This window comes from Thalassotalea sp. G20_0, assembly GCF_017744175.1.
Taxonomy (GTDB): domain Bacteria; phylum Pseudomonadota; class Gammaproteobacteria; order Pseudomonadales; family Endozoicomonadaceae; genus Endozoicomonas.
In genome coordinates this window covers 1-22,054 of sequence record NZ_JAGHQV010000019.1, presented here as the reverse complement: position 1 = coordinate 22,054, position 22,054 = coordinate 1, and the positions used below count along the sequence as shown (strand labels likewise).

General features: G+C 49.7%; 18 protein-coding genes. 12 read left to right on the top strand and 6 right to left on the bottom strand.

The features are described from left to right. Nucleotides 1-45: 45 nt before the first annotated feature. Nucleotides 46-852, bottom strand: coding sequence for a 4-hydroxy-tetrahydrodipicolinate reductase (gene dapB, locus J7438_RS12825; protein ID WP_209276847.1), 807 nt, complete (start codon nt 850-852; stop codon nt 46-48). A gap of 715 nt (nt 853-1,567) precedes the next feature. On the opposite strand from dapB, the gene J7438_RS12820 reads away from it, so the two are divergent. The 3 genes from J7438_RS12820 to J7438_RS12810 all read left to right on the top strand — a co-directional run bounded on the left by J7438_RS12820 (nt 1,568) and on the right by J7438_RS12810 (nt 4,276). Then, nucleotides 1,568-2,089, top strand: coding sequence for a HugZ family pyridoxamine 5'-phosphate oxidase (locus J7438_RS12820; protein ID WP_209276846.1), 522 nt, complete (start codon nt 1,568-1,570; stop codon nt 2,087-2,089). Between the two features lie 14 nt (nt 2,090-2,103). Next, nucleotides 2,104-3,240: a bifunctional diaminohydroxyphosphoribosylaminopyrimidine deaminase/5-amino-6-(5-phosphoribosylamino)uracil reductase RibD gene (gene ribD / locus J7438_RS12815; protein WP_209276845.1), complete on the top strand. Its 1,137-nt coding sequence runs from the start codon at nt 2,104-2,106 to the stop codon at nt 3,238-3,240. Nucleotides 3,241-3,403: 163 nt separating this feature from the next. Continuing rightward, on the top strand, nt 3,404-4,276 hold the full coding sequence (locus J7438_RS12810; RefSeq protein WP_209276844.1) for a protein kinase domain-containing protein: 873 nt from the start codon (nt 3,404-3,406) through the stop codon (nt 4,274-4,276). 294 nt (nt 4,277-4,570) lie between these two features. On the opposite strand, the gene J7438_RS12805 is transcribed toward J7438_RS12810, so the two are convergent. Then, a complete protein-coding gene (locus tag J7438_RS12805; RefSeq protein ID WP_209276843.1) occupies nt 4,571-5,944 on the bottom strand; it encodes an OTU domain-containing protein in 1,374 nt (457 codons plus the stop codon). A gap of 220 nt (nt 5,945-6,164) precedes the next feature. Here J7438_RS12805 and ribBA point away from each other — a divergent pair, with 220 nt between their 5' ends. The 6 genes from ribBA to ribA all read left to right on the top strand — a co-directional run bounded on the left by ribBA (nt 6,165) and on the right by ribA (nt 11,120). After that, nucleotides 6,165-7,283, top strand: a complete 1,119-nt coding sequence (gene ribBA / locus J7438_RS12800; protein ID WP_209276842.1) for a bifunctional 3,4-dihydroxy-2-butanone-4-phosphate synthase/GTP cyclohydrolase II — start codon at nt 6,165-6,167, stop codon at nt 7,281-7,283. 345 nt (nt 7,284-7,628) lie between these two features. Continuing rightward, nucleotides 7,629-8,114 (top strand): transcription antitermination factor NusB, encoded by a 486-nt coding sequence (nusB, locus tag J7438_RS12795; protein ID WP_209201847.1) that lies wholly within the window; start codon nt 7,629-7,631, stop codon nt 8,112-8,114. A gap of 72 nt (nt 8,115-8,186) precedes the next feature. After that, entirely contained in the window at nt 8,187-9,176 is a 990-nt protein-coding gene (gene thiL / locus J7438_RS12790; protein ID WP_209201846.1) for a thiamine-phosphate kinase, read from the top strand. 22 nt (nt 9,177-9,198) lie between these two features. After that, the gene (locus J7438_RS12785) at nt 9,199-9,711 is read left to right on the top strand and encodes a phosphatidylglycerophosphatase A family protein (protein ID WP_209276841.1); all 513 of its coding nucleotides are present in this window, start codon (nt 9,199-9,201) and stop codon (nt 9,709-9,711) included. A gap of 68 nt (nt 9,712-9,779) precedes the next feature. After that, entirely contained in the window at nt 9,780-10,412 is a 633-nt protein-coding gene (locus J7438_RS12780; RefSeq protein WP_209276840.1) for a retropepsin-like aspartic protease family protein, read from the top strand. Between the two features lie 114 nt (nt 10,413-10,526). Next, nucleotides 10,527-11,120, top strand: a complete 594-nt coding sequence (gene ribA / locus J7438_RS12775; protein ID WP_209276839.1) for a GTP cyclohydrolase II — start codon at nt 10,527-10,529, stop codon at nt 11,118-11,120. Nucleotides 11,121-11,214: 94 nt separating this feature from the next. Here the strand turns inward: ribA and dxs are convergent, their stop codons facing one another. From dxs to J7438_RS12760, 3 genes are all read right to left on the bottom strand, one after another. Next, the gene (gene dxs / locus J7438_RS12770) at nt 11,215-13,140 is read right to left on the bottom strand and encodes a 1-deoxy-D-xylulose-5-phosphate synthase (RefSeq protein WP_209276901.1); all 1,926 of its coding nucleotides are present in this window, start codon (nt 13,138-13,140) and stop codon (nt 11,215-11,217) included. Between the two features lie 143 nt (nt 13,141-13,283). Next, nucleotides 13,284-14,195 (bottom strand): polyprenyl synthetase family protein, encoded by a 912-nt coding sequence (locus tag J7438_RS12765; RefSeq protein WP_209276838.1) that lies wholly within the window; start codon nt 14,193-14,195, stop codon nt 13,284-13,286. 2 nt (nt 14,196-14,197) lie between these two features. Then, nucleotides 14,198-14,470 (bottom strand): exodeoxyribonuclease VII small subunit, encoded by a 273-nt coding sequence (locus J7438_RS12760; RefSeq protein WP_209201840.1) that lies wholly within the window; start codon nt 14,468-14,470, stop codon nt 14,198-14,200. Here J7438_RS12760 and J7438_RS12755 point away from each other — a divergent pair. The 3 genes from J7438_RS12755 to J7438_RS12745 all read left to right on the top strand — a co-directional run bounded on the left by J7438_RS12755 (nt 14,469) and on the right by J7438_RS12745 (nt 20,699). Continuing rightward, nucleotides 14,469-15,215 carry a cyclic di-GMP-binding domain-containing protein, MshE-related gene (locus J7438_RS12755; protein ID WP_209276837.1) on the top strand — a complete coding sequence of 249 codons (747 nt, stop codon included), beginning with the start codon at nt 14,469-14,471 and terminating at the stop codon, nt 15,213-15,215. The genes J7438_RS12760 and J7438_RS12755 overlap by 2 nt on opposite strands. Nucleotides 15,216-15,487: 272 nt before the next feature. After that, nucleotides 15,488-16,879: a hypothetical protein gene (locus J7438_RS12750; RefSeq protein ID WP_209276836.1), complete on the top strand. Its 1,392-nt coding sequence runs from the start codon at nt 15,488-15,490 to the stop codon at nt 16,877-16,879. Between the two features lie 391 nt (nt 16,880-17,270). Then, nucleotides 17,271-20,699, top strand: coding sequence for a hypothetical protein (locus J7438_RS12745; protein ID WP_209276835.1), 3,429 nt, complete (start codon nt 17,271-17,273; stop codon nt 20,697-20,699). A gap of 495 nt (nt 20,700-21,194) precedes the next feature. On the opposite strand, the gene J7438_RS12740 is transcribed toward J7438_RS12745, so the two are convergent. Continuing rightward, nucleotides 21,195-21,602 (bottom strand): hypothetical protein, encoded by a 408-nt coding sequence (locus tag J7438_RS12740; protein ID WP_209276834.1) that lies wholly within the window; start codon nt 21,600-21,602, stop codon nt 21,195-21,197. Nucleotides 21,603-22,054 lie beyond the last annotated feature (452 nt).

Here is a 22,054-nt window from a genome sequence, read left to right as displayed (position 1 = left end):
CCTTTTTCACCCATTTTCCGGATTATCAGCGCACCGGGCAGTGATTTAAGTTTTCAGACCCAAAACATCCTGCATATCGAACAGGCCGGACTTTTTATCAGAAATAAATCGAACCGCCCGCAATGAGCCCCGGGCATAGATCAACCGGCTGCTGGCTTTATGGGTTACCTCCACGCGCTCACCTTCACAGGCAAACAGCACCGTATGGTCACCAATCACATCACCGGCTCGAACAGTGGCAAAGCCAATGGTTTCCCGATCTCTTGGCCCGGTATACCCTTCGCGACCATAAACAGCGCACTTTTCCAGATCACGCCCCAGGGTATCTGCCACCACTTCACCCATTTTCAGTGCCGTTCCGGAGGGTGAGTCCACCTTATGACGATGGTGCGCTTCAATAACTTCAATATCTGCATCATCACCCAGCACCCTGGCTGCCATCTCCAGCAGCTTGAACACCAGATTGACCCCGATACTCATATTGGGCGCAAAAACGATGGCGGTATCTTCTGCCGCTTTGGCGAGTTCTGCCTTCTGACCATTGCTTAAGCCAGTGGTGCCAATCACAATGCCTTTACCATACTGCTGGCACAGGGCGACATTCTGCATGGTCAATTCCGGGGTGGTAAAATCAATCAAAACATCAAAGTCATTAACAGCTGCCACCAGGCTATCTGTTAATGGCACACCCAGTGAGCCAACCCCTGTCAGGTCTCCTGCATCCACCCCCAACAGACTGTCGCCAGGCTTGATAATTGCTGCTCCCAGCTGGCACTGCTGATCAGCGGCAACGGCTTCTACAAGCATTCGCCCCATTCTTCCGGCGGCACCCACAACGGCAACTCTGGTCACGTCACACTCCCTCTGGCACTTTAATCGGCTGCAAAAATCCTTCGTAGTCTATCGGACTACCCACAAACAGCAAGCAGGGCAGGAAAAACAGCAATCCGGCTTTTATTTTTTAAGGAAAAAACGATAACCTGCCCCCCAGACCATTTCGTGAAAGTTACAGGTGCAATAATGATCAGACAGTTTATGCAAGACGTTCGGGAGATGCATTGGGTTCCAAGGCTGTTTATGGCCATGGTCATTGTGAAAACCCTCTCTGTGATGATTCGGGAAGCACAGATACTTTAAAACTGAACTTTTTAACCTTACGAATGTCCTAAGTTCTGATTCCTGAACATGGATTAACTCCAAATCCATTAAATTTAATTCATAAAACCTTGGAAATAATGATTATGAATACGGGTCAGATTACAAATATACAAACCTTATAGACCAAGGCCTTTTCCTCTATCATGGAATTTTTCATAAAAAGTATTTACCCGAACTGGTCAAATCGCCAGAGTTCGTTGTAGCAACCAATCAGAGAAAGGAGACAGTAGCCTACTGGGACACATCGGTTAGTGACGTCCCAACGAAAAAACCTGTTTGAATCAATAATCCGGCATCAATGATGCCATTATCCTACTCCTTTGGGCGCTCTATCTATACGAAGAGACAATGAAGTTCGCAATAGGTTATATTACTCCGCTAATGATGCTGATTCTCATCCAAGGTAATCATGAGCAAGAAAGTAGCAGTTATAGAAGGTGAAGAACTTGCGGCAATCGCTGAACGCTGCGAGAAGCTGGTGAACAGCCATCAAACGTTAACGCTTTCCACGCTTTCTCCGGATGGAAAACCGGAAATCAGCTACACTCCCTACCTGCGGGGAGAAGACGGTACTTTTTATATATTCGTCAGCGAGCTGGCTCACCACACTCCCAATATGCTGGTTAACCCTGTGTGCTCAATCCTGTTTGCAGCCCCTGAGTCAGAAACCAAAAACCTGTTTGCCCGGGAGCGTGCCTTTTTCCACTGTCAGGCCCATGAGCTGGCAAGAGGCACCGAACGCTGTGACCACTGGCTGGACCTGATACAGGAAAAATTTGGCAATACAGTGGAAGTCTTGCGCAATCTGCCGGACTTTCACCTCTTTGCCCTGACGCCTGAAAATGGCCAGTATACCGTTGGTTTTGGCAAAGCTTTCAAAATCAATGCGGATGGCTCCTTCAGCCATATTGTTATCGATAAGAAAAAGTAATAACCGAGGTTCCAATGACCCAAGAAGCCATAGACAGAGGCTTTATGGCCAAGGCTATCAAGCTGGCTCGCTCAGGTTGGTATACAACCATGCCCAACCCGAGAGTTGGCTGTTTAATTGTAGACGTCAACGGTCATATTATTGGAGAAGGCTGGCACGAAAAGGCAGGAGAGCCTCACGCCGAAGTGCATGCACTACGCATGGCTGGCACAAAGGCCAAAGGTGCCACAGCCTATGTAACCCTGGAGCCTTGCAGCCATTTTGGCAGAACCCCCCCCTGTGCAGAAGCCCTCAAGGCTGCCGGTGTCGCACGGGTGGTTGCGGCAATAAAGGATGACAACCCGGCCGTATCCGGTAAAGGCATGGCCCTGCTTCAGGAAGCGGGGATAGAAATCCAATCCGGTGTTCTTGCCGATGAAGCCCGGGCCCTGAATGAAGGTTTTTTCAAGCGCATGTCGACGGGCATGCCGCTGGTCAGAGCAAAACTGGCCATGAGTCTGGATGGCAGAACCGCCATGGCCAGCGGTGAATCCCAATGGATTACCGGCCCCAAGGCACGCAGCGAAGTGCAAAAACTCAGGGCACAGAGTTGTGCCATTATCACGGGGGTAGGCTCGATTCTTCATGACAACTCGTCACTGACGGTTCGCCCCAATGAACTGGGTTTGGCCAATGCAGAAGCGATCTGCAAACGTCAGCCTCTGCGGGTGGTCCTGGACTCCACACTGCAAACGCCCGTTGATGCCAAAGTTATTTCAGGCCCCGGGCATTGCCTGATCGTTACCACCTCAGCGTGCTGCACCGAGAAAAAAGCACGGCTGGAGCAGGCGGGCGCAGAAGTGCTGGTTTTAGATAATCCCGAAGACCAAACGGCTGGCAGAGTAAACCTCCCGGCACTATTAGCAGAACTGGGACGCAGGGAGTGCAACGAGGTACTACTGGAAACCGGCGCTCAACTGGCTGGCAGTATGATGGCTGAAAACCTGATTGATGAACTGGTGGTATTCATGGCTCCGGTTCTGATGGGCTCAGCAGCAAGACCCCTACTGAACTTACCACTGCAAAGCATGTCTGAAAAAAAAGAGCTGGTTATCAAAGATATCCGGGCAATAGGTAATGACTGGAAAATCACAGCACGACCATTGTCTTGATAAGCTGCTCCCAACCAAAGATGGGGATTTTCTGCTTAAAAATGTTCCATTTTATTGGAAGAAACAAGGTATTGTTATTACTAATATAGCGGTTAGTGATTTATGTGAAAGCAAAGGAAGAACTACTTACAACCATTAACGATAACTTAATTGAGGTTAGTAAATGCAATCTGTTAATCCATCTGAATCAACTTACCAACATCCACCACAAGCACATTTTGACGAAAACAATGAAACTGTAGCGCTCATGTCTGGAAGATATATAAAAAAACACCAGATTGGCGAAGGTTGTTTCTCGAAAGTGTTTCTTGCTGAAAAAATAACAGGAAATACAGAAAACAAATATGTCGCACTGAAAAAAACCAGCCATTACGGTGAACTTGAAATCAATGCTTTCAAAGCATTAAACCCACATGTAAATATTGTAACTATGTTGGACTACTCTCTGGATAGTTCTACCATTGCTATGGAGCTGGCAGACTGCAACTTATATCAACTCATTTTTTTATGGGGGCAAGACAAAACAAAGTTGAATAGCAAACAGCTGAACTTTTTTATAGCCGAATTATTAAGAGGGTATCTTCACATACTGCAAAAAGGCAGGATTATCAGTGCAGATATTGGCAAGAAAAATGTCCTCTATGTTGCCCGAGAGAACAGGCTGAAAATTTCTGATTTCGGCCGACCAAACAATTCTGATGACACCCTCATTTGGAATCGCAGACAACAGCAAAAAATAGGTGAGCTTTTGCTATCCCTGCTCGACATGATGGGTCACCACTGTGTGGGAGTCCCGCCCGGACACAAACATTGCTCTGATTGCCTTCAACATGAATCAAGAATTTGTAGAGAAGGCCCTAATAAAAGCTTGAAAAGATTGAAACAAGAACTTAGTAATGAGCAGGAGAAAATCATCTCAGACCTTTTAAACGCACGTCTTGATTCAGGCCAGATAGAAAATATCCTGGAAAGCTTAACCACCCAATTAGAAATACTGCCCAAGCCTGATAAATTTTCCGGTCCGTTGCGGGCCTGAGAATAGCACGCTCCAACGAGTGAGGATCTCGTTAGTAGACAATTGTTGCCGTACTTTCGGTTTTTTCTATCCTGATGCGTTAAGTAATTGCCCTTAAATAATTCCGACATTTAGAGTTCACTCTCCGTTCACCCTGAGCGGAGTAGGAGGGGGCCTGGCACGATCTGTCATGCTTCGCAGTTCACGCCCTTCGATACTTCGTCAAGCTCAGCACTCAGGACGAACGGAGTTTGGAGGCTCCAGAATGTGGAAATTATTCTAGGACTATTCCCAAGCATGCCAGCAATCACAACACTACTTTTTCCTGCCTGTCATGTAGTGTTTGGCCTCTTTATCGTACACAAATAATTCTGCCTCAGGGTATTGCCCCATGACTTCAGACAATGTTTTTTTTGGATACTGTTCAAGCTCACCTTCAGGACCTGCAACGTTGAGTACCTTTTCATCAAGATCGCAAACAATGATCCTGCAATTTTCAGTACACGCCATCAGACGAAGATCAATCTGTTCGGCATAATTATGGGACTTCTGTAACTGTTCAATTTGTTCTTTAAACGTAACAGTGAGTGCCGAGTCAAACGGCAGCTTACCATCGCCTTGCAGGCACTTTATTCCCTCCTGGTAGGATCGATCTCTTAATTCCCTGATGCTGGAATGACGTCTAACCCTGGACATACCATCATAAAAACAATTGCCATCGCGAGCCGTCGGAAAAAACTCACGGTGGTATTTCGCTAATATGGCCTCCGCCTTTTGCTCTTGCCAGATAAATTTTTCCTGCTCAACGGCGTTCGTTTGTTTACTTCCAGCGATACCCAGCGCCATATCGGGATCACTTTCAGCAACATTGCCTGAGTCCAGACTAAGCTGAGTGGCCTTTTCCACATCTGCCCGCTCTCTGGCACTGCGCATTTGCTCATCCAGTTCTTGCGTTTCTATGCTGAGCGCTAACGCCCGGGCCAAATCGGGATCATTCTCATCCGTTGCAGTAGCCAGACTACGACGTATAGCTTCTGACAGCTCACTTGCCTCCCGGTCTCGGTCAGCACCTCTCAACTGATCCGTGATCCCGGTCACCATGCTCTGCTCTAATGCTTGCTGGAGTTCATCATTAAATATGTCAGCATTTGCATGGTTATGGTTCACAGGGCTCTCAGAATAACCTTCATCCTGAGCTTCATCAGGAAGCCTATATACACGCTCCATGTCATCTACATCAAATGGGCCAGGAATGTCACTTAGATTACTGGCCGTTTCATAACCTGAATCATCATCTGACTCTGTCGATCCGATTGTCGGACTATTTGCGTTTTGGCCACCCTCTATTGCTGGCAATGATTCCTGGTATGGTATGTGACTCACAAAGGGCACAACCCCCTTGTTAACCCCTGCAACATACCGCTCCTTTATGCTTTTCTCTATGGTGGGTGCCTGGAGCGCTTCCTCCATGGCTTTCTTGTAACGAGATGCGAGAAGGAAACATTTGACATGATTTTTCAGATAAGAAAAAAAACCTTCCTCTACCACCAGCTTATAAACAAGTCGACCATCTGACGTATTCACCTTTTGCATATCCAGAGATCGCCAGAGGCTGTTATTACCTGTACTATTCCATTTTTCAAGAACGTCAGCAGAAGACTTTAATGCGTCCGATGTATTTCCAAACATTATAAATAGTCTCTTTATCATTCCATTGGATATTGATCGGCCAGATAAGCAGCAGCCATACGTTTAGCCTGAAACATTACAACCCAATCACAACAAAGCCCAGATTCCCCATAAACCGCTTTTAACCCCTGACGAAAAGAGTAAAATAGCCGCCACACATTTTTTCGCTTATAGCTGATAAGAAATCGTACCGGAAACCACCGGGTATCAGAGGGACATTATGCAGCTGAACTCCATCGAAGAACTTCTAGAGGACATTCGCCTCGGTAAGCCGGTCATACTGATGGATGATGAAGACCGTGAGAACGAAGGTGATCTGATCATCGCTGCGGAGAAAATCACCCCGGAAATTGTTAACTTTATGACCCGTGAGGCCAGGGGACTGCTGTGCCTGACACTGACCGGCGATCGTTGTGATTTTCTTGGTCTTCCGCAAATGGTGGGGGCTTCGGACAACCAGTCTGGCTATGGCACACCATTCACCGTATCCATTGAAGCGGCAGAAGGGGTGACCACGGGTATTTCCGCTCAGGACCGGGCCAGAACCATTTTAACGGCGGTTGACCCACTTTCACGCCCGGCCGACATTGTCCAGCCAGGTCATATTTTCCCACTTCGTGCCAGACCCGGCGGTGTATTGAGCCGCGCTGGCCACACAGAAGCCGGTTGTGACCTTGCCCGTCTGGCAGGGCTGACACCGGCAGCCGCCATTATTGAGATCATGAATGAAGATGGCTCAATGGCCCGTCGCCCTGACCTGGAAGCGTTTGCAGAAAAGCATGACCTGAAAATCGGTACTATTGCCGACCTGATCCACTACCGGATTATCCATGAAAAAACCGTAGAAAAGGTTGAGCAACGGGTCATTAATACCGACTTTGGCCAGTTTGATCTTTCGGTTTACCAGGACAGCATCAGCGACTGCAAACACCTGGCGCTCAGCAAAGGTTATATTACGCCGGATTCACCAACCGTGGTTCGTGTTCATGCCATGGAACCGTTCCGCGACCTTCTGGCAGCCCACAGTGATACTACCCGCACCAGCTGGTCTCTGCATAAAGCCCTGGCCAGGGTCGCCGAAGAAGGCTGCGGGGTTGTGGTACTGCTGGATTCCGGCAGCCACCAGGACCTGGGAATGGCCCTGGAGCGCTTTGTTGATGCCAATGAACGTTCGTCTTCCGATGGAATGTCCAGAGCCTACCAGGCCATTGGCACCGGCTCACAGATTTTGCGGGACCTGGGCGTTGGCAAGATGCGCCTGTTAAGCTCGCCCATCCGCTTTGCGGCTCTTTCCGGGTTTGACCTGGAAGTTGTGGAGTATCTGCCATTTGGTGAGTAACTCATCCGATGGAAATAGCCCCTCAATAGCGTAAAAAAATCACAATGAACGCTACCCGATCATGTAAACTGATCGGATATCGTTCATCTGTATTTAATACAAAAGTTGCCTTTGCTATTACTATTTGGTTGGTTCACCTTCTGGTGGTACACCGCACTTTGATTGCGTTGCTAACGAATGTGTTTAAAAGCCGTCTCAGGTTAATCTGGAAGATGAAGTGCTTCCCCTTGATGCTCTGACGGCAATAAACCTGATCAAAATCTGGCAGCAAGGGTGGAAAGGCCCACGCCTTTCAAATGATATCCCTTTTATAGAATCTGGAGGCTTGAGGTGAGCACCTCGCCAATGAATAACCCACAAGGCAACCCCGTTCAAAAGAAGAGCGCAGACCGGCTTAACCCGTCGGCTCGCAGAAGAGCACGACAGCTGGCCCTTCAGGCACTGTATCAGTGGCAAATTGCCAAATCACCACTGAACCAGATTGAAGCGCAATTCCGCACTGACAATGATTTCAGCAAAGTGGATGCCGGCTATTTCAGTGCCATCATTCATGGTGTTCCCAATCAGGCCAACCAACTTGATGAAGCGATGACCGCCGTACTGGACCGCCCATTGAGCCAGCTTGACCCGGTGGAGCTGTCCGCCCTGCGCATTGGCTGCTTTGAACTGATCAACCGGAAGGATGTTCCTTACCGGGTGGTGATCAATGAAGCCATTGAACTGGTCAAGCGCTTTGGTGCCCAGGACTCCCATCGTTATATTAACGGCATCCTCGACAAGCTGGCACCACGCCTGCGTTCTGAGGAAGTGCAAGCCTACCGGAAAAAATAGACTGATCATAAGCTGCTTACGCCATGGCGTATGTCAGGCACAGAAGACGACTTGACCATTTAACGGGGATTTATGGCCACTGGTGTAATGGGTGAATTCGAGCTGATCAAACGCTATTTTGCTCGCCCTGAGATTGCACAGATTCAAGGGCAATATACCAGCAGCATTCTTGGCATTGGAGATGACTGTGCGCTCTTTGACATCCCCCCGGATATGCAGCTTGCCCAGTCACTGGACACCCTGGTGGAAGGGGTTCACTTCCCCGGTGAATGTGATCCTTTCGCCCTTGGTTACCGTGCCCTGGCCGTCAACCTCAGTGATCTTGCGGCCATGGGGGCAGAACCGCACAGTTTTACCCTCGGCCTGACCCTGCCCAGGGTTTCCGAACTCTGGCTGAAAGAGTTCTCTGAAGGTCTTGCCCAGCTTGCCCAGCGATTTAAAATCCCGCTGATTGGCGGAGATACCACGAAAGGACCGCTGACCCTCACGCTCCAGGTCCAGGGGCTGATCCCCAAAGGACAGGCCCTGTTACGCAGTGGTGCCCGGCCCGGTGATCTTATCTGTATTACCGGCACCCTGGGTGATGCCGCCGGGGCGCTGCCTTCTGTGTTGAGCGGCGAGACACCGGAAACCTGTGGTGATGAAAGCCTTAAATACCTGTTACATCGCTATTGGTACCCCTCACCCCGTCTATTCGCCGGACAATGGCTGCGCCAGGCAGGCGCTACCTCGGCCCTGGATATTTCCGATGGGCTGCTGGGTGATCTTGGCCATATCCTCAAAGCCAGCAACGTAGGCGCAGAAATCGAGCCTGAACTGGTCCCCAGGTCTGCGGCCCTTGGCCGGTGCCATGACCAGGATACCGCACTCACCCTGGCCCTGACCGGTGGTGACGATTACGAACTCTGCTTCACGATTCCCCGCCACCTGGCTCAGACGCTGCCAGCGAAACTCTCAGATGGCTGTCGCATTACCTGTATTGGCCAGATTAATGATGAGTCTGGAATAATCAGAGACCCACAGGGCAACCTGCTCAGCAAAAAAGCCTACACTCATTTTTGATTTCTGAAAGAATATAAAGCCCATGACGCTCTCTACCAAACAAGGCATAACACCAAGAGAAACCTGCTGGAAAAATCCTGTTCACTTTCTCGCCTTTGGCTGCGGCAGTGGGCTGACTCCTAAAGCGCCCGGGACCTTCGGCACCGTTGCCGCTGTGTTTTTTTACCTGCTTCTGCAGGGATTAAGTCTCTGGACATACCTCGGGGTTATAGTTGTCGCTTCAGTGTTGGGTTTCTGGCTCTGCGGGCGGACCGCAAAAGATCTGGGGGTGCATGACCATCCAGCGATCGTCTGGGATGAATTCTGCGGCTTCTGGATAACCATGATTGCTGCCCCGGCAGGATGGCCCTGGATTCTTCTGGGCTTTGTCCTGTTCAGGCTGTTTGATATCTGGAAGCCATGGCCGATCAGCTGGCTGGATAAAAAAGTTCACGGCGGTATTGGCATTATGGTTGATGACCTGGTGGCAGGCGTCTTTGCATTTTTGTGCCTGCAGGCCATTCATTATGTCTATCTGAAGAAAGTTCTCACATAGGGATTGTTAATCTGGCTTAAGCCTCTGATATCATCAAAAACAGTAAGTATAAGAAATAAGAATACATAATGAGACTGTCAACCTTTCTTCTGGCCCTGGCCATAAGCACCCACAGCCATGCCAGCAATATCAACGTTGTTGGTCTGTTTTCCAATAAAGCACTGGTTATCATCGACGGTCAGCGGCATTTACTGGCTACAGATGGAAAATCGGTGGCAGGCATAAAACTGCTGAAAGCGACCAGTACCAGCGCCACCCTGGAAGTCAATGGCAAGGCAATGACCTACCGGATCAGTCGGGATATGAACGGTGGCATTCAACAGCCTGAGAAAGCAATGATCAAAATATCCCGAAATAACCGGGGACAATACATCACCCGTGGACGGATTAATGACCGTGCCATTGATGTTCTGGTGGACACTGGTGCTAATGTTCTGGCCATCAACTCACTGGTCGCCAAACGTCTGGGCATCGATTATCAGGCAGGAACCCCAATTAAAGTAGCAACCGCCAGCGATCTTGTTGATGGTTATCAGGTAAATTTATCGAGCGTGCTTCTGGGCAACATTCGGGTAAATCACGTAGAAGCAACCGTTATCGAAGGCTCCCACCCTGACATCGTATTATTAGGCATGAGCTTTCTGAAACACGTCAAACTGTCAGAGCATCGCGGAGTCATGCAGATTGAGGCAAATTACTAACCCATTGTTCCGGGTCAGCCGGTAGTTCTCTCTATTTTTCTGCCTTATTACCATACTCGCCTGACGCCTCACAGACTGATACAATCCGGTCACGAACTACATAAGGAGCAGTGAGTGTCTGTTAGTTTTGTTGCAGAGTCTCGCTTACCCACGCCCTATGGCGAATTCATCATGTATGGCTTCGAAGACATTGGTACGGGCAAGGAGCATCTGGCATTAACCATGGGGAATGTCAGTCAGGGGGGACCGGTACTTGCCAGGGTTCATTCAGAATGTCTGACGGGTGATGCACTGTTCAGCATGCGCTGCGACTGCGGCCCACAACTTCAGGCGGCCCTGGAGCGTATTGCTGAAGAAGGCCGGGGAGTATTGCTTTATCTCCGCCAGGAAGGCCGTGGCATTGGTCTGCTGAACAAGGTTCGCGCCTATCACCTTCAGGACAGTGGCATGGATACGGTTCAGGCAAATGAAGAACTGGGTTTTGAACCGGATATGCGCAAGTATGACATGTGCAAAACCATGCTTGATCATCTTGGCGTTTCCAGCCTGAAACTGATGACCAACAATCCACGCAAAGTTGAATCCCTTACCAACCTTGGCATTCAGGTTGCCGAAAGGATCCCGCACCAGACCGGTCAAAACCCTCACAACGAGCGTTATCTGGCCACAAAAGTGTGGAAGCTGGGTCACATGTACAACATGGCCTGAACAAATCCAATAACATCAAAAAGGGAGCCAGCCGGCTCCCTTTTTTATCATCTCGACGTTGTCGTGTGAAGGACAGGTGTTCAGGGCAAACTCCCTAAGCCGGAGTAGCCGTTTTGCCAAGATGAAAGGACTTCCGCTCTATCCGCTCCATCCTGTCACGAACCGAACGAATAATACCCTCCTGATCCAGCCCGCACTGAGCCAACTGTTCCTTATGGCTCGCCGCTTCAATGTAGGTATCAGGAATACCAAGGTTCAGCACCGGCACAGTCATTTCCTGCTTCTGCAGATATTCCATAACGCCTGAGCCTGCACCACCGGCAATACACCCTTCTTCCAGGGTCACCAACAACTCATGGTTAGCAGCAAGCTCTTTGACCAGCACTTCATCCAGAGGTTTAACAAACCGCATATTGGCAACCGTGGCATCCAGCGACTCAGCAGCTGCCAGGGCATTCCCCAGCAAGGTGCCAAACACCAGCAGCGCTACCCGGCTTCCTTTACGACGAATTTCACCTTTACCAACAGGCAAAGGTTCAAGATCAGGACAAATCTCCGCACCAGGCCCTGTTCCCCGGGGATAACGAACGGATGCCGGCCCATTATAAAGAAAACCAGTAGACAGCAGCTGTCGGGTTTCATTTTCATCGCCCGGCGTCATCACCAGCATATCGGGGATACAACGCAGATAGGCAATGTCGTAGCAGCCACCATGGGTTGGGCCATCTTCCCCAACCATGCCGGCACGGTCAATGGCAAACAGCACATCCAGCTTCTGCACAGCGACATCATGAATCAGCTGATCATAAGCACGCTGCAGGAATGTCGAGTAGATAGCAACAACCGGCTTGAGGCCCTCACAGGCCATGCCGGCCGCCAGTGTGACACAGTGCTGCTCGGCAATCGCCGCATCAAAATAACGCTCCGGAAAGTGATCCGCAAAACGAATCAGGTCAGAACCTTCTTTCATTGCCGGCGTAATACCCATCAACCGTTCATCCGCAGCGGCCATATCATACAACCACTGTCCAAAAACATTGGCGTATTTGGGTTTCCTGGGGGCAACCGTCTTCGGATTCTCTGTTGCCTGTGGCTCCAGCTTGGTAATGGCATGGTAACCAATCGGATCCTGCTCGGCCGGATTAAACCCTTTCCCCTTCTGAGTCACCACATGCAAAAACTGAGGGCCTTCCAGGTCTCTCATATTCCTCAGGGTATGAACCAGCATCGGCAGGTCATGACCATCAATAGGACCGATATAGTTGAAACCCATCTCTTCAAACAACGTTCCGGGAACCACCATTCCCTTGACGTGTTCTTCGGTTCGTCTTGCCAGCTCCCAGGCACGGGGGATAACATTCAGAACCTTTTTACTGCCTTCACGAATATGGTGGTAAGTCCGGCTGGCAAGTATTTTGGCCAGATAGTTGGCGAGCCCGCCAACACTTCTGGAAATGGACATATCGTTATCATTAAGAATCACCAGCATATTGGCCTTTACATCCGCTGCGTGATTCATGGCTTCATAGGCCATACCCGCCGTCATGGAGCCATCGCCAATCACCGCAACAGCGCGTCTCTTTTCACCTTTAGCCCGGGCGGCAATGGCCATGCCAAGCGCCGCACTGATCGACGTACTGGAATGCCCGACACCAAACGTATCGAACTCACTTTCGTCTCTTTTCGGGAAAGCGGCGAGGCCATCCTTTTGTCTCAGGGATGACATTCTATCCCTGCGCCCCGTCAGAATTTTATGCGGATAAGCCTGGTGACCCACATCCCAGACCAAACGGTCTTCCGGAGTATTAAGCATATAGTGAAGCGCAATGGTCAGCTCCACTACACCAAGCCCAGCACCAAAATGCCCCCCTGTCTGCCCAACGGAATACAATAAAAACTCCCGCAGCTCCCGGGCCAGTTGTGGCAGACGGGATTCTTCAAGTGCGCGAAGTTGTTCCGGATTATTTACCTGGTCCAGCAAAGGAGTATCAGGCAGTGTCTTGGGTATCTCGTGAAACATGTGCTCGTAATAACGTCTGGGATGATCCGCTGGGGCATTGTACACCCAACCTGACTGGAATAGCATCGCACAATCTTGTTGTGCCGCCTAGCCCGTAGAATTGACAAATCAGATAGGTTGGATTCCTGAAGCCACCAACAACATTAATAGCTTCTTCGAATGATGTAGTCGGCAATCTGGCGAAGAAAATCAGCACAATGGTCGAATCCGGAAAGGGCGCTGATGGCAGTATGGTGAAGCTCTTTGGCATAAGCTTTCGCTGCCTCCAGCCCCATCAGGGAAACATAAGTAGGTTTGTCCAGAGCCATATCCGCTCCCTGAAGCTTGCCCAGCGTTTCCGTATCAGCAATCACGTCCAGAATATCGTCCCGAACCTGGAAGGCAAGGCCGATGGCTCTTGCATAATGATCCAGTAACTGCAACTCCTCGCCCTGCAACGGCCTGGCGCACAATGCTCCCATACGGACACTGGCCCGAATCAGAGCACCGGTTTTATGGGTATGCATCAACTCAAGCTGCTGCTGGTTCAGCACCGTCCCGGCGGCACACTGGTCCATCGCCTGACCACCCGCCATGCCAGCCAGTCCCGACGCCTGGCTGAGGATCGTCACCAGCTGCAATCGAACACTGTCGGTCAGGGTTGAATCAGGACATAAACGGGCATTGCCCAACACCTCAAAGGCCTGACTCTGCAGCGCGTCTCCCACCAGAATCGCAGTTGCCTCATCGTATGCCTTGTGACAGGTTGGCTTGCCCCTGCGCAGGTCATCATCATCCATTGCCGGCAAATCATCATGAACCAGTGAGTAGGCATGGATTAATTCAACAGCGCAGGCAGCAGGGTTGGCCTGCTTAACATCCCCACCAAAAGCATGGCAGGCAGCATAAACCAGCGTTGGCCGCACTCTTTTGCCACCATTAAAGACACTGTATCGCATCGCTTCCAGCAGCAGGGGGCTGACCTTACTGTCATCAGACAGGACTTTAGAGAGCGCATTATCCACCTGTAAACGACACTGCTCGATAAACTTTGAAAGCGGCACAGGGCTTGCCATCTTCACAGTCCTCTATCTGCTGAAGGCTCTGCACCGTCAGCAGCAAATGGCTCTGTGGTCAGTTCACCATTTTGCGCAAGCAGCTGTTGAACTTTCTGCTCAGCATCGGTCAATGCTTTCTGGCAACCACGGGTCAGTTTAATGCCCTGCTCAAAGGCTTTCAGGGATTCTTCCAGGCTCAAATCGCCGGACTCCATTTTCTGGACCAATGTCTCCAGCTCGGCCAAAGACTGCTCAAAGGCAAAGCTCTCAGTATCCACCGTATTTTTTGACATGAATGAGCCTGTTGAAGAAAACATTCATGGCTCGTTATCAACGAGCCATGACGAGAATAGTTGGCGAAAACGATTTTCGCACTGGTTTAACCAACCGCTTTCGACCATCCGCAATGATCAAACCATTATCCCGTTGGCCGATATTGAAAGCAATGCCCCGGCAAGATCATGGACCTTAATGATGGAAGAACAAAAACGGCAGGCAGTTTATCACAACTCAAGGCTGGGCCAGATCCTGATAAAAAAAGGATATATCTCACCAGAGCAGCTTGATGCCGCCATTCACCGGTCAGCAAGCCATGACCAGCTGCTTGGAGAGTACCTGATTGAACAGCGCATGCTGTCACGATGGCAACTACGCAGGGCACTTTCCAGCCAGAGCCAGCTTCGTTTATCCGCCTCCCTGTCAATGGCTCTGCTCACTCCGGCTTACCCACTGCTTGCGAAAGAACATGCCGAGCCGATTGATAGCACGCTGGAAACACTGCTCAAGCCTCTCCTGATAGCAGGCTCCGCTGACACACTTGAATTCAACCCTGATTTGTCAACGATTGAATTCAGTCACAATGGCCTGATTCGGCTGCGGATCCCAAGCTCACTTGGTGAGCTGAACTTTGACGGCCTGCGATTGATAACCGATGGCAGCAAAAACCACCTGGCATTGTCCCTTGCTGATCTTGAGCTTACTGATGCCAGGTTATTTATCCGAACCATCCACAACCAGCTTGATCCAGCCCTGTCTTGAAACGTTTCAGGGCCTGCGCAACATTTACAGCAGCTACAGCAGCCCTGATATACAAACGACCATTAATGTTTATCAGGGCTCCCCTGACGAAATCCTGAGTCCGGATAGCCATATTTTAAGTATATTGTTGGTGCTGGCCATGGCCTGAATTACTGTAAGTACACCCGGCCAGCAAAATGATTTTTTACTCTAAGCAGGCAGGTCATTGCCGCACGCGGAACTTTTTTCAGACCCCGGGCTCATAGAAAAAAAGGTGTACAAGGACCTATATTATGTTTCCAGCCACTGCTGTGTCACCCCGAGTAAAGTCGTTTATTCTTGATCCCCAAACCCCTGACTCATTAATTCCATTCGCGCTTTTTGGTATCAGAACCGTAAAAAAAGTACATCGCCAACCTGATAACTGTTATTTGAACAAACTTCCTGATGAACTACTAGAACTCATTGCCAGTAATCTGTCTTTTTTTGATTTTGTTCATTTCAGTGCGACCCATACACGTCATGTGTCATGCCTTCGATCAGATTATGTCATTAAAAAAATGTTGGTCAGCGATAAAAGCATGGCATTGTTGCTTTTTGAAAGAGCGGACAAAAAAGCGGAATGTTACCTGAGGGGGCTGCTATGGAATGACCTTCAGCTCACACCGGATGAAGTGGTTAATGCTTTCCCGGACAGTCCGGAAAGCAAACTGGGGATAGCGCGCTTCAAAGCGAATTGTTGCATCAGGGGCATACCGTTGAATAACCAGAAGGTCTCAACGGAAGCTGTGGTAGAGGCGTTCCCGGATAGCCCGGAAGGCAAAGAGAGGTTATCGTTCTTCAAAGCGCAATGTTGCCTGAGGAAAATGCCGCTGCATGGCCAGAATGTCTCAACGGAAGCTGTGGTCGAAGCTTTCCCGGATACTCCGAAAGGCAGACTTGAGATGACGATCTTCAAAGCTCAATGTTGCCTGAGGGAACTGCTGCTGCATGGCCAGCAGGTTTCACCGGAAGCTGTGGTCGAGGCTTTCCCGGATAGTCCGGAAGGCAAACTTGAGATGGCCATCTTCAAAGCACAATGTTACCTGATGGGACTGCCGCTGCATGGCATGCAGGTCACACCGAAAGCTGTGCTTGAGACTTTCCCGGATACTCCGAAAGGCAAACTGGAGATGGCGTTCTTTAAGCGGGAATGTTGCTTTAGACGCCTGCCATTGGGCAATCCGATCTTACCCAAAGTAGTGGTTCAGGCTTTCCGGCATAGTCCGGGAGGCAAACTGGAGATAGCGCGCTTCTTAGGACAGTGTTGCCTGAGGCGCCTGCCGTGGAAAGGCCAACTGATCACACAGGAAGATGTGCTTAGAGCTTTTCCGGATAGCCTGGGAGGCAAACTTGAGATGGCGCACTTCAAAGCGGCATGTTGCCTGAGGATCCCGCGGGTGTTAGGCCACAGGATCAAGCGGGATGAGGTGGTTAAGGATTATCAGGCAGCTAAAGCAACACTGCCGCTGGTGCGTTTCAAAGCGGAATGCTGCCTGAACGGCCTGCCACTGAATCACCAGGCGGTCTCAGCAGATGAGGTTGGCAGGGACTATGAGCGTGGCGGCTGGTTGGCAGAAAGAGACGATTTTTATACTCGACTGAAGCGGAAGAAAAGTCAGTTGAACGACGATTATCTTGCATAATTTTATTAAGCGACAGTTTTTAACTTCTGCTGCGTCTCCTCCACAATCAGGACCGTTAAGTCTTGATCCTGAAATTTTGAACCTGATAATCATTTGAAGGTCAAACTGCGATATTTATATTCCAAGTGCGCAGGGTTTTATTCTGAAAGCAATCACATCCGCCTCCCCCTACCCAAAGCCTGCTGGCCAGGTTGGCCAAAAACCTGCTTCAAGCGGGAGTTCTCCACACTCTGGAAGTACATTTAGCGGTAAAAGAGTGTTAAACCGTCCGTCGTTTAAAGGCACAGCTCGCTCACTGAATGATGGCAAATTTGTTGAGGATGCCTTTTGGGAAAAAAAACTATTACATGGACGTAAAGTCACATCAGCTGATGTACTGAGAGCCTATGGGATGGATAAATCGTCTCTGCGTAGTGGCTTCTTCCTGCAAAAGCTCTGCTTACAAAACATTCTTCATGGCAATAGAAAAGTGACACCAGATCAGGTCATTCAAGAATTCAACCGGGAGCCGTATCAAAATAAAAAATACCAGCTGGCAATCCTACGCTTTAAGGAAGAATGTTGCCTGAAGAGTATGCCGCTGCATGGCCAGAAGGTCACACCGGAGGAAGTAGTTAAAGGCTTTCAGGCCACCAGGGCAACACTGGAGCTGGCGCGTTTCAAAGCAGAATGTTGCCTTAGGGGCCTGCTTTTGAATGGTGGGCAGGTCACACCGGACGAAGTAGTTAAGCATTTTGCGACGAGCCCGAAAGACAAACTGGGGATAGCGCGCTTTAAGGAACAATGCTGCCTGAGAGGCCTGCGGTTAAAAGGCCAGCTGGTCACACCGGGTGCGGTGGTTAATGATTTCCCGAACAGTCCGGAAGGACAACTGGGGATTGCGCGCTTCAAGGCAGAATGTTGTCTCAGGGGCCTGACGTTGAATGGCCGACTGATCAAACCGGACGAAGTAATTAAGGCTTACCCGGATAATCAAGAGGGCACACTGGGAATAGCCCGCTTTAAGGAACAATGTTGCCTTCGGGGCCTCTCGTTGAATGACCAGCAGGTTGCACCGGATGCGGTGGTTAAGGGGTATCAGGTCGCCAGAGCAACACTGGAGCCAGTGCGTTTCAAAGCGGAATGTTGCCTGAGAGGTTTGCTGTTGAACGGCCAGCTGGTCACACCGGATGTGGTGGTCAGGGGTTTTCAGGCCGCCAAAGCAACCATCGAGTTGGCGCGCTTTAAGGAACAATGTTGCCTGAAAGGCTTGACGTTGAATGGCAAGCGGGTCACACCGGAGGCGGTGCTAAAGGATTTTCCGGACATTCCGGAAGCCAGAATGGCGATAGCGCGCTTCAAAGCGGAATGTTGCCTGAAAGGCTTGACGCTGAATGGCCAGCGGGTCACACCGGAGGTGGTGCTAAAGGATTTCCCGGACAGTCCGGAAGGCAGACTGGGGATAGTGCGATTCAAAGCAGAATATTGCCTGAGGGGCCTGCCATTAAACTGCCAGCAGATCACACCGGATAAGGTGGTGGAGGATTATCAGGCAGCCAAAGCAGCACTGGAGCTGGGGCACTTTAAAGCGCAATGTTGTCTGAGGGGGCTGCCATTGAGTGGCCAGCTGGTGACATCGGACGCAGTGGTTAAGGATTTCCCGGAAAGCCCTGAGGGCAAAGTGGCGGTAGCACGCTTCAAAGCGGAATGTTGCCTGAAGGGCCTGCCGTTGAATGGCCAGCAAATCATACCGGATGTGGTGGTCAGGGATTTCCCGGATAATTCAGAAGGCCGACTGGGGAAAGCACACTTCAAAGCGGAGTGCTGCCTGAAAGGCCTGCTATTAAATGGCCTGAAAGTCACACCGGATGAGGTAGTTAAGGAGTTCCCGGATAGCCAGCAAGGCAAACTGGGTATAGCACGTTTTAAGGAGCAATGTTGCCTGAAAGGCCTGCCATTGAATGGTCAACAGGTCACACCGGAGGCGGTGGTCAAGGATTTCCCGGAGAGCCCGAAAGGAAAACTGGGGATAGCACGCTTCAAGGCGGAATGTTTCCTGAGGGGCCTGGCGCTGAATGGTCAGCAGGTCAAACCGGATGCAGTCATTAAGGGTTATGAACGCGGTGGCTGGCTGCTCGAAAAAGCGATTTTTTACTCCAAGCTGGCATTGAATGCAACAGAATTGAATGGCAACTATCTGGATAACAAGGACGTATTAGCAGCATTTAATGAAGCATCCGGGGATCACTCTTCAAGGAAAGCCAGGTATCTGATGCAAAGACTGAAACAGTCTCAGTGTTATGATGAAACCAACGACGCGCAGGACTTACTGCAAGAAGCCTGGCAAATCTTAAACCATGTGCCGACCAAAGACGATGAGCAACACCGGTTGCAATGTATGTTGCAATGTATGGCTATTCATCATGGGCTGCCAATAAATCATCAGAGAGTATCAGCAGAACAGGTATTGCAATCCATCAAAAGACTGAGGCGCTCATTTCAGAACTCACGACTGCATTTCTTCTTCCTGGCACAATGCCATATTGCCCGCCAATCTATTAATGGACGACAAATCCACAGGTATCAGGTTCTGGAGAGTCTTCAGAGTTTTCCTGAAGGAAGCAAGCTGCGCCACGCCCTGGGCTGCTGGTTTGAACGTTATAGCTGCGAAGCCAACATAATGGATGAGTTACTGTTTCAACGGGAAAGCGCCGTTCCCGGTGATGGCATCAGGCATTCAGCCAATCGTGCAAATACTGCCAGGCATGACCATAAAGAACAACTCCCCCACGTCCCCCCCGGTGTAGAGAGTTCTGGCCGAAGAACAACATCGGTAGCGGTATCCGTCGCCAGTTCGGGCAGTGAACGCCGGGATAAAACAGACAATACGTTCACCTCTCAGACAGCTATCGCCTATGTAGTACAAACGGTGAAGCAATGGTCAAGCAGGCCAGATTTAGTCAGTTCGGTTACGCGGTTAAATGCATTAACATTGAAAGCACTGGAGGTTATTCAGGAAATCAATGGTCTTTATAGCAATCCCCAAATTCTGATTACCGGCTCATACGCCCGTTTTTTACAGAACCTCTGCTCATCATTCAATGATATTGACATTATCTGCACGGGCAAAGAGTCGGCCAGAAGACTCGTTAAAAAGATGCAGACTCTTAACAGCGACATGGACTCAGAAATCCCCAAAAGCGTCACCATCGGGCCTATCCCGGGATGCCAGGCGATTAAACTGCCAAGCGCCTACAATATTCAGCTTAAAGAGGGTGATTTGGGGGTGAAAACAATGGGGCTTCAGGTCAATATTGATGCCAGGGCAGCCCGTAGAAATACCGCAGAATTGGCCATTCACGTTCCCGGCGTTGAAAGGCCGGTAATGTGTTTGTCGTTTGCTGAAGAAATCCGGTTACTGAACGATACCCTGGAATACCTCACTGAAAACCTTGATTCTTTGACCGGGAAATTGCAAAAAGAAGCGGTATTTCATATACCACGAACCATTCTTTTTAATTCACCTCAAAACGCCGATGAACGTATTTACGGTTTGTTTATGCGCACCCTGCTTACCTTGCATAAGGCCAGCCAGTTTATTGCTTTGCACGTTGACGACAAACCCATAAAACCTGACTGTCAGACTGAACAATTTCACGAACAACAACGCCTCCATGCTCTTACTGAGAATCTTAAAATCAAATTGAACAACCATATTTGCCGCAATGACTTTGAACTCAGAGTGAACAACTGGCTATCCACCACTGCGCATGTTAATGATTTCGAGATCAAGAGAAAGGAATTTATCAAAACACTACTTGCGATGCTGCATTCTGAATAAGGAACGTCATCTCTTTATCGGCTCACGGTTTTGTCCGCACTGCGTGATTATCGTCAACAACTAACGAGTACCTGTAAGAAACCCCATCTAATCGGTCGCTCCAAAATAGCTTCGAGCTGTTCAAGATTTCCCGGACTCCATAATCCTTTGTCATAACTGACTTGATTCAGTGCAGGAAAGCGTTTCTTCGCCCCTTTTGCTATGGAAACAGCAACATGGTCGTCTGTTTGCTTTTCCATAACAAGATGATGGAGGGTAAAACCGAACTGATCCTGTAATATTATTTGGGATCCTCCAGCCTTGGCTCAGCCGCATGCAGCGCGGTCAGTTCAAGCAGGGTGTCTTCAGCTTTATGGATAATCCTGAGACTGTATTTTAGGTACTCAAGATGAGCCAGCTCAATATCATGCTGCCGCTGGCTCTTCCTGGTCTCTCAGTCGGTCGTTGAATGCTTCAGGTTACGAGCCGTGTGATAGCATTTCCGGTGTTGTTTTTTTAAGTACTCAGTTGCTGCCACCCGATAAGACGATACTGCTGGGCGAGAACAGCCGCAAACTCCACCATTTTACGGCATGCGTCGCTCAATAAACTGATGTCTGTGGGGAAGTGGATGTCGGTTTTGCCGACGAACGAATCGGCACGGTAACATAGCGGTTCATCTTTTTTTACCAGTTCATGGCCTGCGACAACGACCAGAAGGTTCACATGGTCCAATATCTCCGGCGTGAACAGGCTGATATTATCCTGAAGTGTCTGAATATGATAAGAGTGTGTGCAGTAAGGCCCGTGACCAGGCATCTTTCGTAAAGTGCCATGCTCGTTAGCGAGTTCCTGAAGCCGGTCATAATCACAGTTCGTCACCAGTCTGAGCGTACCAAAGACCAGTATGCTCCATAAGCTCATTCCCGGGCGGCCATTGCTCCGGGATGCAGGAATCTTGGGTCTCAGGCATTGATTTTCAAGGGCTCAGGGTGTCAGAATTTTCAGGGTGGTGATAGTGATTTTTCTTAGCAGTGAAAGCTGCTGGATCTCTTATGTTTTCAGAAATTATGAATACGTCAGTTTTCAGGCTGTGGCAGTTGACGTGTATTGGAGTAGCTGCAGCGGTGCGCTATCCAGTAACACACCCCACAGCCAGGCTGCCTGACAAAACAGGTCAGGCTTCTCTGATACCGGTTGCCTGGAACTTTACCGGGCTGACAAGGTCGTACTCTATTGTTGTCATTCTCAAACGATTCTCCAATTGGAAACAGGGAGGACCTCCAAACAAACCATGCAGTCACCTTCCTCCTCAGCAACCGCAGATACTGTATCCCGGTTAACATCCACTGAAGCTGGAAGAGACGAGCCGTCAA